Consider the following 13,863-nt stretch of genomic DNA (forward strand, 5'->3'; position numbering starts at 1 on the left):
CTGTCTGCTACGGTATCCAGATACCATCTGAATTAATGTAATACGTCTCTACCATCCTGTCCTTCACCATGCGTCCGTTATCCGGATCCAGATAATACCAGTTATCCTTATACCGGATCCAGCCGACCGCCATACTGCCGTCCGGATTCAGATAGTACCAGTCACTGCCCTGCTGAAGCCATCCGCCTGACACCTTTCCCACCTGCGGATCCAGATAATACCACACCCGGTTGTCCTGGAGCCAGCCTGTCACCATGTCTCCGTTGCTGGTCAGATAGTATTCGTGACCGTTCTTCGTCTGCCAGCCGGTCAGCATGTAACCATCCATGTTAAACAGATACCATTTATCGTTGATCAGCTGCCAGCTGTTCACCGGATAGGTCCCATCTGCATTCCGGTACCACCAGCCGTTTCTGTCCTGCTCCCATCCGGGACTTCGGGAACCGGGACCGTTTCCCTGACCGGGACCCTGGCTGCCGCTGCCAAAACTGCTGCCGGAACCGCCGTTCCCTGAGGAATTCCGGGCCTCTGCGGCTTCGGCATCCCGTTTTGTAATCTCCTGATTGTCTGACTCCGTCCATTCTCCCGCCTTTAAATAATCTGCTTCCGACGCAGTCTTTGCCACAGCCCTCACCTTGAAATAGTAATCGCCGCGCGACGTCATCCGGGAAAAGAAGTCATAGCTGGTGGAAGACGTCTTCTCCACCCGGTATACCATACTGTCCCCGCAGTACAGCTTTACTTCATAAGCCGGAGCGTTCTCCACTCTGCTCCATCTCGCCTTGCCCAGCGGCGCCGATTCCCAGTAAGCGCTTTCCACGGTCCCCAGTGTCCCCTTAACCCCCTTCAGCTTTACTGACAGTGTCAGAGAATGGTTGTCGCTTCCCTTCTTTGCAGACGAATAGACAGCCCCCTTTACGGTGGCCTTTCCTGCGTTAATGGAGCTGAAATTGTAGCCCTCCTCCGCCTCCAGTTCTATGGTTACCTTTGGGGTTTCTCCCGCCTTCCAGCTTCCTCTGGAATTTGCGAAATCACACGATACCACCCGGTACTTTGAACTGTTTGCCGTGGCTGAAACCGTGCCCTCATCTGCTTCCGCCTCCACCGATGAAGTGACGGTGACCGACACGGACTTAATCGCCTCTTCTCCAAAGGCAGTCATGGAATATCCGGCTGCCAGGAACGTTACTGCGGCAAGAAGCAGCCATAGCCTGCCGGTCTTTTTTCTGTATTTCATTTTCTTTCCCCCTCTTATCTTTTCTCTCTTACCACGGCCTTCGTATTGACACAATCGTGCGGTATGCAGGATTGTCATCCACCCGGATTCCCGCCTTTGCCGAGCGCGCGTGAACAATTCTTCCGCCGCCGATATACATGGCTACGTGACCCGGATAGCAGACTAAGTCTCCCGGCTCCATGTCTTCATATGCAATTTCTCTGCCAAAACCGGCCTGTTCCGCAGACGTCCTCGGGATCGATACACCAAAGTGACGGTAGACCGACTGAACAAATCCGGAGCAGTCCGCTCCCGAGGTTAAGCTTGTACCGCCCCACACATAGGGATTCCCCACAAACTGCAGTGCATAGTCTGCCACACTTCTTCCGAATTCTGTGCCTCCGGTACTCCTGATGATTCCAGGTCCTCCGTTCTGCGTCTTCCCCGGCCCGCCCTGCGCTCCCTGAGAACCGCTCTGCCTCCACTGCGCTTCGTTTCGGGCTGCTTCGCTGATCCTCTTCTGTTCTTCTGCTCTCCGCTCCTCTTCCTCCCGAAGAAGCCTGATGTCCTCTGTCCGCCTTCTTATAACCTCTGCCTGTTTTCCCGCTTCCGCCCTGGCGGCCTTGAGTCTGAGATCGAAATCAGACTCCTCTGCCCGTTTTTCTTTCATCATGGTTCGCAGCGTCTTTTCCCGGACTCCGTATTCCTGCCGTAAGCTGTAAAGCTCCGACTGCCGCTCCTCCAGCACTTCCTTCCGGTTCCCCGCATCGCACTTCGTCTTCTCGTACTCCGTGATTAACTTCCGGTCATACTCGTAGAGTTGCTGAAAATACTCATTCCCGTTGATTACGTCACCAATGGTTTTCGCTTTCAGAAGAATATCCAGATAGGTAACTTCACCTTCTTCATAAATATACTGAATCCGCTTTTTCAGTATCTCGTACTGACGCTTCCTTTTTTCCTCCGCCCGCTGATATTCCGCTTCCTCCCGCTCGATCTGCCGGGTCATATCATCCATGTCGGTCTCCAGCAGATCCATATCGGTCAGTAAACCGGTCAGCTCCTTATCCAGCCGGCCGGCCAGCGCGGCGGCTTCCCCCTTTTTTCTCTCCAGTTCCTCCGCTTCCCCGTTTACCGCCTCATACCTTGCCTCCGCCTCCTGCTTCTCCCGCTCCGCTTCGGATATGGGCGAGGCCGCCGATACAAAGGAAACCATCTGCCCCAGACAGACGGCAGCAGTGACAAACAGGAGGAAACGGCAGCACCGAACCGGTCTCTGATGCCCCATCATTTGTAATCCCCTGACTCATCTCATAATAATAAAAGGCGTAACCGTTTGCTGCTATCAGTGTACCATAGCTGGAGAATAATTTCAAATTAAGAATAAATTACCGGAATATTCCAAATTATGTAACCTGTTGTATCCCAAAAAGACCGGCATCCAACACATTACGTGTCGAATACCGGTCCATTCGCTTCAACCGCTATTTTCTGAGGGAAAGTCGTACAAGCGCTCTTCTGAGCGCCAGTTCCGCCCTCATGGTATCAATTTCACCGCTCTCTTCCTTTAAGCGGCGTTCCGCACGGATTCTCGCTTCCTCCGCACGATTGCCATCGATCTCATCCGGCCATTCGGCCACTTCGGCCATAATGGTGATTCTCTCCGGGAGAATCTCAATAAATCCGGACATCAGGGCTGCTTCCTTAACCCCGCCCTCCTCGTGAATCTTTAAGACTCCGGGAGCCACAATGGCTGTCAGCGGGATATGGTTCCTGTATACACCGATGTCTCCCTCCGTCGTGGACAGTTCCACCATGGAAGCTTCTCCATCGTAAAATCTCCGTTCGGGAGTAATCACATGCAGTTTGAATAAATCAGCCATATTCCCACCCCCTATTTCACACGGGCAAGAACATCATCCATACTACCTGCATTTAAGAAATAGCTTTCAGGAATATCGTCATGTTTGCCTTCCAGAATCTCCTTGAAACCCTGAATCGTATCAGCCAGCGGAACGTAACGGCCTTCCAGACCGGTAAACTGTCCTGCCACGAAGAACGGCTGGGATAAGAATCTCTGAATCTTTCTCGCACGGGATACGGTAAGCTTATCTTCTTCAGAAAGCTCATCCATACCCAGCATGGCGATGATATCCTGTAACTCTTTATACTTCTGAAGTACTTCCTGTACGCCGCGGGCCACGTTGTAATGCTCTTCACCCACGATACGCGGGTCTAAGATGCGGGAGGTGGACTCCAGCGGATCTACGGCCGGATAGATACCCAGCTCTACGATGGCACGGCTTAAAACAGTGGTCGCATCCAGATGGGCGAATGTATTAGCCGGAGCCGGGTCGGTCAAGTCATCGGCCGGCACGTAAACAGCCTGTACGGATGTGATGGAACCATTCTTTGTCGATGTAATACGCTCCTGAAGAGCACCCATCTCGGTCTGCAGGGTCGGCTGGTAACCAACGGCGGATGGCATACGGCCAAGCAGAGCGGAAACCTCGGAACCTGCCTGCGTGAAACGGAAGATATTGTCGATGAACAGCAGTACATCCTTGCCTGCCTGGTCACGGAAATACTCTGCCATGGTCAGTCCGGTCAGTCCGACTCTCATACGGGCTCCCGGCGGTTCGTTCATCTGTCCGAACACCATGGTGGTTTTATTGATAACGCCTGATTCCTGCATCTCATAGTACAAGTCGTTTCCCTCACGGGTACGCTCGCCAACGCCGGTGAATACGGAATATCCGCCGTGCTCTGTAGCGATGTTACGAATCAGTTCCTGGATTAATACGGTTTTTCCTACGCCGGCGCCGCCGAACAGACCGATCTTACCGCCCTTCTGATAGGGGCAGAGAAGATCGACTACCTTGATACCCGTTTCCAGGATCTCAGTCTCGGTGGACTGCTCTTCAAATGTAGGAGCCGGTCTGTGGATCGGTAAGTACTCTTTCACTTCCGGCTTTGGTTTATTATCGATGGGATCACCCAGTACGTTAAAGATACGTCCCAGGGTCTCTTCACCGACCGGTATTGTGATCGGCGCCCCCGTTGCGACGGCTTCCATACCACGTACCAGTCCATCGGTCGAACCCATGGCGATACATCTTACGGTATCATCGCCAAGGTGCTGGGATACTTCCACAACCAGGCGGTTTCCGTTTTTCATCGTGATGTCAATCGCATCATTGATGCTCGGAAGCCTGCCCTGGCTGAACTTGATATCCAGTACGGCACCGATGATCTGGGTGATCTTACCAATATTTTGTTCTGCCATCTTGTTTCTCCTTTATTATTATGATATTGCATTGGCACCTGCAATGATCTCGGTCAGCTCCTGGGTAATGGAGCCCTGTCTTGCACGGTTGTATGCCAAACCAAGTTCTTCAATCATCTCTTCCGCATTATTTGTCGCCGAATCCATGGCTGTCATCCGGGCACCGTTTTCACTTGCCACGGCCTCTAAAAGTGCGCCATAGATCAGACTGCTCATATATTTCGGAATGATGGAATCCAGCACCTGATCTTCATTCGGTTCATAATTCATAAGCACCAGATCCGTCTTTTCGCCTGCGTCGCCTGCCTCTACGGGAAGCAGCTTTTTAAGCGTCGGAATATGGGTCACTGTATTTTTGAATGAAGTGTAGGCCAGATAGATTTCACCAATCTGGTTCTGACCAAACGCATCCAGGAGCTCCGCGGTCACATCGGCCGCGTCGCGGTAGATCGGCTCATTGATGACCTCGGAATAATCCTCGGCAATCTCATAACCTTTTCTCACAAATGAATCCTTTCCCTTACGGCCGATGGCATAGATGACGGCGTTCTCCGGAGTCAGACCTTCCGCTCCCGTTACCAGCTTGACGATGTTGTTGTTGTAACCGCCCGCCAGACCACGGTTGGAAGTGATGGCGATGACCGCCTTCTTCTTCGAATCTCCCGCCTTTAAATACTTATGCTCTATATTGCCGGATTTACGCAGCATGGAGCAGATCGTATCATACATCATGTCGTAATATGGTTTTGATTCTTCTGCTTTTGTTCTGGACTTCTGCAGCTTCACGGTGGATACAAGCTTCATGGCTTTCGTAATCTGCTCGGTGCTTTGAATACTTTCTTTTCTATGTTTGATATCCCTCATGGATGCCATGATTCTTCACCTGCCTTTATTACAATCCTGTTAAAAAGCCTCCGCCTTGCACTCGTTAATCGCCTTCGTCAGCAGCGCATCCGTCTCCTCGGTAATCTGCTTCGTATCACGGATCGAAGCCGGAATCTGCGGATATTTGCTGTCGATGAAGCTGAATAATGCCTTCTCAAAATCAAGGATACGGTGGGTAGGAATGTCCAGCAAAAGCTTTCTGGTGGCAGCGAAAATAATCATGACCTGGTATTCTACCGGCATCGGCTGATACTGCCCCTGCTTTAACACTTCCTTGATTCTCTCGCCCTGTGCCAGCTGTTCCGTGGTCTCTTTATCAAGCTCTGAGCCGAACTGGGCAAAGCTTGCAAGCTCGCGGTACTGAGCCAGCTCCACACGGATCGGAGCCGCAATCTTCTTCATCGCCTTGATCTGAGCCGCGCCGCCTACACGGGATACGGACAGACCTGCGTTGATGGCCGGACGGAAACCGGAGTTAAACATCTCCGTCTCCAGATAAATCTGGCCGTCAGTAATAGAGATCACGTTCGTCGGAATATAGGCCGAAACGTCACCTGCCTGAGTCTCAATAATCGGAAGAGCCGTTAAGGAGCCGCCGCCCAACGCGTCGGATAACTTACTTGCTCTCTCTAAAAGTCTTGAATGGAGATAGAATACATCGCCCGGATATGCCTCACGTCCCGGCGGTCTCTTGAGCAGCAGGGACAGGGTACGGTAAGCCGCCGCATGTTTACTTAAGTCGTCGTAAACAACCAGTACGTCCTCGCCGTTCTCCATCCACTCCTCGCCGATGGCGCATCCGGAGTATGGAGCAATATACTGAAGAGGAGCCAGATCGGAGGCTGTGGATACCACGATGGTGGTGTAATCCATGGCGCCGTACTCCTCAAGAGTCTTAACAATGGTAGCAACCGTAGAAGCCTTCTGGCCGATGGCCACGTAGATACAGTGAACCCCCTGCCCCTTCTGGTTGATAATGGTATCGATGGCAATCGCCGTCTTACCGGTCTGACGGTCGCCGATGATTAATTCACGCTGGCCTCTTCCGATGGGGATCATGGCATCGATGGCCTTGATACCGGTCTGAAGCGGCGTGTCTACTGATTTTCTGTCAATTACGCCGTGAGCAACACGCTCAATCTGGCGGAATTTGTCTGTCTGGACCGGTCCCTTGCCATCTACCGGCTGTCCCAGCGCGTTCACCACGCGGCCGGTCATCGCATCGCCGACAGGAACTTCCACCACGCGGCCGGTCGTCTTAACGGTATCGCCCTCGCTGATGTCTCCGGCACCGAGTAAAACGGCGCCCACGTTATCCTCTTCCAGGTTGAGTACCATGCCGTAGATCTCTCCCGGGAACTCTAAAAGTTCACCCTGCATGGCGTTCTCAAGACCGTGGATACGTGCAATTCCGTCCGCTACCTGAATGACTGTACCAACATCAGAGACTTCCAGCTTTGTAGAATATCTTTCAATCTGTTCCTTGATGACAGAACTGATCTCTTCTGGTCTTAAATTCATTAAGGTTTGCACCTTCCTTCTATCTTTCTATTTGTTACGATAACTGCAGTTTTGACAAGCTACGGTGCAGCTCGTTAATCTGAGTTTTAATGCTGGAGTCCACGACGCGGTCTCCGATACGGATAACCAGACCTCCGATTAAGGACGGGTCTACCGAATACTCCATCTCAAATTCCACGTACTGCGTGGTATCTAAAAGCCGCTGTTCAATCATGGCTTTCTGCTCACTCTTTAATTCCACGGCGCTCGCCACACGGGCCACACCGATTTTTTTATACTCTTTGACCGTATCGATAAAATACGTGCAGATTGCAGGAATGTCCTTCTGTCTGCCCTTGTCGACAATGACTGCCAGAAAACCCATCAAATCGTCCGACACACGGCCGGCGAAGATGTTCGTCATAATACCGATCTTCTCTTCCTTCACAATCTTCGGATTATCCAGAAGCTCCGCCAGTTCCGGGTTCTCACGCCAGATGGCAAGCAAAGCCTTCACCTCTGAAAACAGGGTGTCGACACTCTGCTTTTCGATGGACTCCTCAAACAATGCATCGCCGTATACTTTTGATACTAGCTTTGCCATGTGCTCTCACCCATCTCTTTCAAAGTTTCCTCAATCAGGGCATCCGATACCGTTGTATCAATGGACGCAGCCACAACCTTGCCGGCCATGACAGAAGCGATGGAGATGATCTGTTCCTTCATATCATCAAGCGCTTTCTTTCTCTCCAGCTCTACTTCGCGGTTACCCCTCTCAATAATGCGGTTCGCTTCTTCCCTGGCTTCTGTAAGTATTTCCGCTTCGCGCTGCTTTGCTCTCTTTCTCGCATCCTCTAATATCTGTTCCGCTTCTTTATTGACGCTGGTAAGCCGTGTCTGGTACTCTTCCTTCATGGCCTTCGCAGCTTCTTTGTCATCGGCAGCGGACTTCAGTTCCCCGGCAATCTTCTGTCTTCTTCTCTCCAGAACATCACGCACGGTATTGAACAGCAGATAGGATAATGCGAAAAACAGGATAAAGACGTTAATGCCCGTCACAAACGCATCGAAAAGCAGCTGTGGGTCAAATCCCAATAATCGTTCCAAGGTTTCGCCTCCTCTCGCTCTCTATTCTTATCCGTTCTTTTCTTTAGCTGAATGGCTTTAAGAACATAAGGATAGCAGCGACAGCGAAACCGTAAAGACCTGTTGTCTCGGCAACGGCCTGGCCTAAAAGCATGGTGGATGTGATATCAGACTTTGCGCCCGGATTGCGGCCTACTGCTGCTGCTGCGTGACCTGCGGCGATACCCTGTCCAATACCAGGTCCGATACCTGCGATCATCGCAAGGCCCGCACCGATTGCTGAACAACCTAAGATAAAATCCTGTCCTGAAATTCCGTTCATAGATAACTTCCTCCTGAAATCAATTTTGTATTACGCGCTCAGCCGCGCTTTTTCATTGTTAATCCATCTTATCATTGACATATACCATGGTCAGCATACAGAATACATATGTCTGTATACAGCCCGAGAATAAGTCACAATATACATGTAAAAATGACGGGATACCAATTTTTACAAAGATTGGCATCATGCCGTACCACAATCCCATGATTACAACGCCTGACATCATGTTGCCGAACAGACGAAGCGCCTGAGACAGTGGATTTGTAATCTCTCCGATCAGGTTGATCGGAAACAGGATTGGAAACGGTTTGAACATGCTCGTCAGATGACCGATCCCATGGTTTTTAATACCCTGATACTGTGTAATGCAGAATGTGAAGATACCCAGCATAAACGTTACACCAAAGTCTCCTGTTGGTGTTCTGAGTCCAAATAAGCCGCCAATATTGCAGAACAATATGAAAATAAATATAGTTCCGATATAGTTAACGAACTTTTTCGCATTATGGCCCATTGTTCCGCTTACCATGTTATCAAGCGTCTCGACAGCGAATTCCATGATATTCTGAAATGTACCCGGTACTTCCGTCGCTTTCTTCATCTTGACACTGGTTACGATTGCGATCAGCAATATGACAATGGTCACGATACTTAAACCGATCTCGGTCGTTGTTACCCAGAGTTCCTGGCCAAATGCCTGAAACTTGAAAACGCCCTTGATCATAAAGTCCACATTATTGGCACTAGCTATGCCCATACGCTTAAGCCTCCTTTCTTACTTGATCACACCGGCTCCTGTACACGAAAATTACTCCTCTTTTTTTCCACGCGACACGATCCTGTGTATAACCGGCTGCAGATATGCACCAGCCTTGAGTCCGAGGACTCCGATTACTAGGGCAACCGCATTGACCTGGTCCGGAAACCAGACCACGACGATAACCAGAACAGCAAAAAGCACGACATAGCGGATGATCGAACTGATCACCGTCCGTTTCTGGACAATCTTCGAATCCTCCGTTTTCATGGAGCGGTCCAGCACTTCAGCCATGGAAAAAAACATGGCAAGAGCCAGGACCATCCCCAGCAGGAGCCCGGTAAAAACCGACGGCTTCGGATACACAATAAGCGCAGCCAGCATGGCTGCCGCGGTAAAAATCACGATTCCCGATGAAACCTCAAGCACCAGATTCCTTGTTTCCTTCCCCAATTCACAAATCCTCCTGTTTTCTAAAGCTTTTCATCATCCTCATGTCTCCTTACGCGGCTCTTCTGCTTCGGCTTGTGCACCGGCGGACGCGGCTCTCCCTTCTGCTCCCTGCGTGCCTCCTGATCCTCTTTTTTCTCTTCCTGCTCATTCATCTTAAGCGTCGTCATGGCTACCTTGTAGCCGTTCCAGCCGCCTGCCAGAAATCCCAGAAACATCAAAAAGATTGTCAGGTTCGTTCCGGCATGCCGGTCAATCCAGCTGCCGGCAAGAATACAGACAAATACAGGCACCATGACGCTGAGACCCAGTTGGGTAACCATCATCATATTCCTCATTACGCTCTTTTTATGGCGCATGAATCCACCTGCTTTCTGCATTTTGCACATATACATGGTATTATACCTAAAAATTTTGATTTTGTCTATTATGTACGTAAATTTTACTGGATAATATTGGATGATATACAATTTGCGAGGTTTTGTACATTTTTTAGTACAAAAAAAGAGGGAGCCAGTCTGCTATATCTTACCCCGGTTCCCACTTTTTTATTCAAATTCTAAAAATTTTTTAGGCTTTTTCTGCTATTTTTCCCGCTATCTGGCCTTTTCTACCATATCCAGAACGGCCTTCTTACTCTGCACGCCAACGCTGGTTGCCACAACCTTGCCGCCTTTAAATACAAGCAGGGTCGGAATGCTCATAACGCGGTACTGGCCTGCTAAATCCGGCTGTTCATCGACGTTCACCTTGCCAACCTTCAGCCCCGGATGATTCTCCTCCGCGATCTCGTCGATAATTGGTGAAAACATCTTGCATGGCCCGCACCAGGTCGCCCAGAAATCGACGATCGTGATATCACTGCTCTTTAAAACTTCCTGCTCAAAATTCTCCTGTGTAAATGTTATTACTGCCATAATATGGTTCCTCCTTATTCCGCGCTTTCTGAAAGCGCCTGTGTAATTATATTTTTCATAATATCTTTCGTCAGCGCGCCGTTGGCATAGCCGATGACGCGTCCTTCACGGTCAATCATGAACGTGGTTGGGAATGCTGTTATATAGTATTGTAACAGAACATCACCCGTTGTGTCCATAAGTGCAGGATAAGAATATCCATTATCCTCCATAAACTTTGTCACTTCTTCTATAGTTTTGTCATTATTGTTGGGATTATCCTTCGTTTTTGGATTTGCCACACTTAAAATGACAAGATCCTCCGAATTTTCTCCATATTCCTTATAGAGTGCCTCAATATCGGGCATCTCCTCGCGGCATGGCGGACACCAGGTCGCCCAGAAGTTTAAGAATACGACTTTTCCCTTGTAATCTGAAAGCGTATGTTCTTCGCCGTACTGATCCACCAGCGTGAAATCAGGAGCTTCCACACGGTCCGACGTATCCGGAAGGCTGCTGTCTGTCTCACTGGCATCATCGGCTGCCGATCCTGCCGGATCCTGACCGCTGTCCGTTCCCTGTCCTGCGCTCTGGTCCGGATTCTGTCCGTTATCTGACGGACTCTGCGCCTCGGTCTGCGGTGCTGTCTCTTTTCCTTCGGCTGTCCCGCTGTCACCGCCTGCAGGCGCCTGAGACTCGGTTACTGTCTGACCGCCCACGCCAAAGCTTGATAAGTATCCGGTAATTCCGTTCATCCAGCCGGTAAACATCATAACACCCATGGCGATCATCAGCACGCCGCCGGCCTTTGTCGTGTACTTTACCACGTTCTGATGCTTCTTAAAGAAGTCGAGCACCGATCCGGTAAACAGTCCCACCGCCAGAAACGGAATGACGAAGCCCAGCGTATAGACGCCGATCAGCAAAAAGCCCGTTCCCTGAGAGGTCGCTGATGACGCCATCAAAAGAACGCTTGCCAGCGCCGGTCCCACACACGGAGTCCACGCAAAGCTGAAGGTAAAGCCCAGCACCAGCGCCAGGAGCGGATTCATGGCCAGCTGATTCAGACGGAAGGGAAGGCGGCGCTCCTGCCCCAGCACAGAGCTTCCAAATACTCCCAGCTGGAACAATCCGAACAGGACCACGATAATACCGCCGATCCGTGCAAACATGGTTCTGTTGCTGCCAAAGAACCTGCCTGCCGCTGTAAAGCCAAAGCCCAGCAGGAAAAATGCGAAGCTCACGCCAATCACAAAGAACAGCGTATTAATCATAACCTTTTTTCTCGAATACCGGACGCGTCCCTCTTCATCGACGGTCCTCGTTCCGCCTGCCAGATATCCGATGTAAAGCGGTACAAGTGGCAGCACGCAGGGTGAGAAAAAGCTTAAAAGTCCCTGTATAAAAACTGTAATTGCCGGTATTCCGACCTCAACTGAAAATCCCATATCGCCTCCTGAACGTGTTATTAACTGTAATTTTATTTGTTTCAGTTTGTACTGTTATTATAAAAGTTACAGTTAATATTGTCAAGTACTTTATGAAATTTTTTTCTATTTATTCCTCCGGCTTATCCGGAACGTATTCCAGAATGTCTCCCGGCTGGCAGTCCAGCGCCTTACAGATCGCCTCCAGCGTGGTAAAACGGACAGCCTTCGCCTTATTATTTTTAAGAATAGATAAGTTGGCCATGGTGATATCCACTTCGCCCGCAAGCTCCGTCAATCCCTTTTTCCGCTTCGCCATCATGACATCAAGATTTACTACAATCGCCATTCTGTCCCCTCCTATATTGTCAAATCGTTTTCCAGCTTATACTGCACCGCTTTCTCAAATACCTGGCACAGCACGATGGAGAAGAGTCCGGCAACAGTAAAGACGATGATGATCACAGCCGTCGCCGGAGTGAGCGATACAGGCAGACGCACAATGGAAAGAAATGCAGTCATAAAACTGCATTTTCCCATTTTCCTGAGTGAACCGGCATTTTCCATAACAAACGGATTCTCCGTCAGGACAGTTTGAAACATCTTCCGAAGTTCCCGGACGATTAACAGCGCCATCACCCCGGAAGCCATGTAGATCACACACTGAAATACATAGTATTTCCGGAAGGCCTCGATGTAATTCCCGAAAAAATAAAACAGGACCGGGATCGCCGCCGTCAGCACTATCCCAATATAAAACATGGCATCCAGCATATATTTCGTAAAACGAACCAGTTTCGTATTCATAATTTCCACTCCCTCTTTCCCGTTTCCGCAGCCATTCCGGCAGCGGCCATTTATGAGGAAAGTTTATCACAGGGCAGAGGGGAATTGCAACAGAAAATACGGAAGCAAAAAATCAGGAAGAAATCCGTCAAATAAGATTTCTTCCTGATTCTCATCACCGTCCGTCAGCCGGACAGAGGTAAAATCCCAGCCCGTCCCTGATATACGGAAGGTATTTTCTGTCCTTTTCGGCCACCTGTCCGATCACATTCACACGCGGATCGGAAGGCAGATCAATTCTGGAAATTTCAAGCTCGCCCATGTACCGTAAATACGCCTCATTGGCAATACAGATCCTGCCGGCCAGCCTCTGACCGGAAAATTCTGCCGCTGTCTCTGCCGCAATGACCCGGTCCCGGCAGTTAAAACGGGATTCCTGGGAACGGATCACATACTCGCTGGAATCCGGCCGGTCATGATGGATCACCGCTCTCTCAAATTCATAACCGGGCAGCATATCCGCATGGAGGGTCACATACCCTTTGCCCAGCTCCTCCAGCTGCTTCCAGACTTCCTCCGTCACATCATTGTCGCCCACCAGAACAATGTCGGAATCCGCCCGGTACAGTTCCAGCATGTGAAGAAGCACCTCGTCCTTCGAAAACCGGTGTTCCTCCACCGTGGGAAGCCCTTCACAGAGAGGGCCGCGCAGCTCGGAATTCCCCGGAACAAACGCCATCGTGGTAAAACCGAGAATTTTAAGCCTTTGATTCATCTCCTTTACCCGGTCAAGGGACAAACCGGTATACGGTTTCGGGTAGTAATTGTGGCAGGCGGCAAAGCGGGTAAAATCAGCCCCCGCCGCCCTCCAGTTCTGGATATCCTCCTGTGAAATCGTAGAGGCGTTAAAAACGATATGGAATTTTTCCGAAAGCGCCACCGTTTCCTCTGCTGTAAATCCAAAGTCAAGGCGGATATAGGTTATTCCCAGCGCCAGCAGTTCCTCAAAGGAGGTGCAGCCCAGCTTTTCTAATGTAACCGGGCTGACATCGACAATCAGATTGATCCCGGCGTCTCTGCACTGTCCCAAAAGCTTTCTGGCATCCGCTTTATAATCGATGCCCGTCTCCTCCGGAATGTGCATGGAGGTAAACGCGTATCTGATACCGGCATTTTGGGCTTTTCGGATCATCGCCTCGTTCTTTTCCACGCCATTGCTGAAATAGAGTGATATTCCTGTTTTCATAAG

General features: G+C 50.2%; 17 protein-coding genes. All 17 read right to left on the reverse strand.

Annotated elements, in window-relative coordinates; translation table 11 throughout:
* Positions 1-7: 7 nt before the first annotated feature.
* The 17 genes from NE473_RS23760 to NE473_RS23840 all read right to left on the reverse strand — a co-directional run bounded on the left by NE473_RS23760 (position 8) and on the right by NE473_RS23840 (position 13,860).
* A complete protein-coding gene (locus NE473_RS23760) occupies positions 8-1,237 on the reverse strand; it encodes an N-acetylmuramoyl-L-alanine amidase family protein (RefSeq protein ID WP_055649418.1) in 1,230 nt (409 codons plus the stop codon).
* Between the two features lie 28 nt (positions 1,238-1,265).
* Complete coding sequence (locus NE473_RS23765; RefSeq protein ID WP_055649419.1) at positions 1,266-2,507, reverse strand: C40 family peptidase; 1,242 nt, start codon at positions 2,505-2,507, stop codon at positions 1,266-1,268.
* A 193-nt stretch (positions 2,508-2,700) separates the two neighbouring features.
* Positions 2,701-3,099 carry an ATP synthase F1 subunit epsilon gene (atpC, locus tag NE473_RS23770; RefSeq protein ID WP_006776513.1) on the reverse strand — a complete coding sequence of 133 codons (399 nt, stop codon included), beginning with the start codon at positions 3,097-3,099 and terminating at the stop codon, positions 2,701-2,703.
* Between the two features lie 11 nt (positions 3,100-3,110).
* On the reverse strand, positions 3,111-4,502 hold the full coding sequence (gene atpD / locus NE473_RS23775; RefSeq protein WP_006776514.1) for a F0F1 ATP synthase subunit beta: 1,392 nt from the start codon (positions 4,500-4,502) through the stop codon (positions 3,111-3,113).
* 18 nt (positions 4,503-4,520) lie between these two features.
* Positions 4,521-5,375, reverse strand: a complete 855-nt coding sequence (gene atpG, locus NE473_RS23780) for an ATP synthase F1 subunit gamma (protein ID WP_022030482.1) — start codon at positions 5,373-5,375, stop codon at positions 4,521-4,523.
* Between the two features lie 30 nt (positions 5,376-5,405).
* Entirely contained in the window at positions 5,406-6,908 is a 1,503-nt protein-coding gene (atpA, locus tag NE473_RS23785) for a F0F1 ATP synthase subunit alpha (protein WP_055649420.1), read from the reverse strand.
* 34 nt (positions 6,909-6,942) lie between these two features.
* Positions 6,943-7,491: an ATP synthase F1 subunit delta gene (gene atpH, locus NE473_RS23790; protein WP_022031960.1), complete on the reverse strand. Its 549-nt coding sequence runs from the start codon at positions 7,489-7,491 to the stop codon at positions 6,943-6,945.
* Entirely contained in the window at positions 7,479-7,994 is a 516-nt protein-coding gene (gene atpF / locus NE473_RS23795) for a F0F1 ATP synthase subunit B (RefSeq protein WP_022031959.1), read from the reverse strand. The genes atpH and atpF overlap by 13 nt, the downstream gene beginning before the upstream one ends.
* 43 nt (positions 7,995-8,037) lie before the next feature.
* Positions 8,038-8,295 (reverse strand): ATP synthase F0 subunit C, encoded by a 258-nt coding sequence (gene atpE, locus NE473_RS23800; protein ID WP_002605128.1) that lies wholly within the window; start codon positions 8,293-8,295, stop codon positions 8,038-8,040.
* A 58-nt stretch (positions 8,296-8,353) separates the two neighbouring features.
* On the reverse strand, positions 8,354-9,055 hold the full coding sequence (gene atpB / locus NE473_RS23805; RefSeq protein ID WP_022031958.1) for a F0F1 ATP synthase subunit A: 702 nt from the start codon (positions 9,053-9,055) through the stop codon (positions 8,354-8,356).
* A gap of 51 nt (positions 9,056-9,106) precedes the next feature.
* A complete protein-coding gene (locus NE473_RS23810) occupies positions 9,107-9,508 on the reverse strand; it encodes an ATP synthase subunit I (RefSeq protein WP_055649421.1) in 402 nt (133 codons plus the stop codon).
* Positions 9,509-9,528: 20 nt separating this feature from the next.
* Complete coding sequence (locus NE473_RS23815; protein ID WP_022031956.1) at positions 9,529-9,864, reverse strand: AtpZ/AtpI family protein; 336 nt, start codon at positions 9,862-9,864, stop codon at positions 9,529-9,531.
* A gap of 237 nt (positions 9,865-10,101) precedes the next feature.
* Entirely contained in the window at positions 10,102-10,425 is a 324-nt protein-coding gene (gene trxA / locus NE473_RS23820) for a thioredoxin (RefSeq protein WP_341465585.1), read from the reverse strand.
* Positions 10,426-10,436: 11 nt separating this feature from the next.
* Entirely contained in the window at positions 10,437-11,849 is a 1,413-nt protein-coding gene (locus NE473_RS23825; protein ID WP_055649423.1) for a redoxin family protein, read from the reverse strand.
* A 109-nt stretch (positions 11,850-11,958) separates the two neighbouring features.
* The gene (locus NE473_RS23830; protein ID WP_022031953.1) at positions 11,959-12,177 is read right to left on the reverse strand and encodes a helix-turn-helix domain-containing protein; all 219 of its coding nucleotides are present in this window, start codon (positions 12,175-12,177) and stop codon (positions 11,959-11,961) included.
* Between the two features lie 11 nt (positions 12,178-12,188).
* A complete protein-coding gene (locus NE473_RS23835) occupies positions 12,189-12,635 on the reverse strand; it encodes a DUF2975 domain-containing protein (protein ID WP_022031952.1) in 447 nt (148 codons plus the stop codon).
* Positions 12,636-12,789: 154 nt separating this feature from the next.
* Positions 12,790-13,860, reverse strand: coding sequence for a MupG family TIM beta-alpha barrel fold protein (locus tag NE473_RS23840; RefSeq protein WP_055649424.1), 1,071 nt, complete (start codon positions 13,858-13,860; stop codon positions 12,790-12,792).
* Positions 13,861-13,863: the final 3 nt, after the last annotated feature.

The organism is Hungatella sp. SL.1.14 (genome assembly GCF_024460495.1).
GTDB classification, from domain to species: Bacteria; Bacillota; Clostridia; order Lachnospirales; family Lachnospiraceae; genus Hungatella; species Hungatella hathewayi.

Excerpts from the sequence above, each read along its gene's own strand:
- NE473_RS23760 (WP_055649418.1), bottom strand. The coding sequence starts at position 1,237 with ATGAAATACAGAAAAAAGACCGGCAGGCTATGGCTGCTTCTTGCCGCA.
- NE473_RS23765 (WP_055649419.1), bottom strand. The coding sequence starts at position 2,507 with ATGATGGGGCATCAGAGACCGGTTCGGTGCTGCCGTTTCCTCCTGTTT.
- atpC (WP_006776513.1), bottom strand. The coding sequence starts at position 3,099 with ATGGCTGATTTATTCAAACTGCATGTGATTACTCCCGAACGGAGATTT.
- atpD (WP_006776514.1), bottom strand. The coding sequence starts at position 4,502 with ATGGCAGAACAAAATATTGGTAAGATCACCCAGATCATCGGTGCCGTA.
- atpG (WP_022030482.1), bottom strand. The coding sequence starts at position 5,375 with ATGGCATCCATGAGGGATATCAAACATAGAAAAGAAAGTATTCAAAGC.
- atpA (WP_055649420.1), bottom strand. The coding sequence starts at position 6,908 with ATGAATTTAAGACCAGAAGAGATCAGTTCTGTCATCAAGGAACAGATT.
- atpH (WP_022031960.1), bottom strand. The coding sequence starts at position 7,491 with ATGGCAAAGCTAGTATCAAAAGTATACGGCGATGCATTGTTTGAGGAG.
- atpE (WP_002605128.1), bottom strand. The coding sequence starts at position 8,295 with ATGAACGGAATTTCAGGACAGGATTTTATCTTAGGTTGTTCAGCAATC.
- atpB (WP_022031958.1), bottom strand. The coding sequence starts at position 9,055 with ATGGGCATAGCTAGTGCCAATAATGTGGACTTTATGATCAAGGGCGTT.
- NE473_RS23815 (WP_022031956.1), bottom strand. The coding sequence starts at position 9,864 with ATGCGCCATAAAAAGAGCGTAATGAGGAATATGATGATGGTTACCCAA.
- NE473_RS23825 (WP_055649423.1), bottom strand. The coding sequence starts at position 11,849 with ATGGGATTTTCAGTTGAGGTCGGAATACCGGCAATTACAGTTTTTATA.
- NE473_RS23830 (WP_022031953.1), bottom strand. The coding sequence starts at position 12,177 with ATGGCGATTGTAGTAAATCTTGATGTCATGATGGCGAAGCGGAAAAAG.
- NE473_RS23835 (WP_022031952.1), bottom strand. The coding sequence starts at position 12,635 with ATGAATACGAAACTGGTTCGTTTTACGAAATATATGCTGGATGCCATG.
- NE473_RS23840 (WP_055649424.1), bottom strand. The coding sequence starts at position 13,860 with ATGAAAACAGGAATATCACTCTATTTCAGCAATGGCGTGGAAAAGAAC.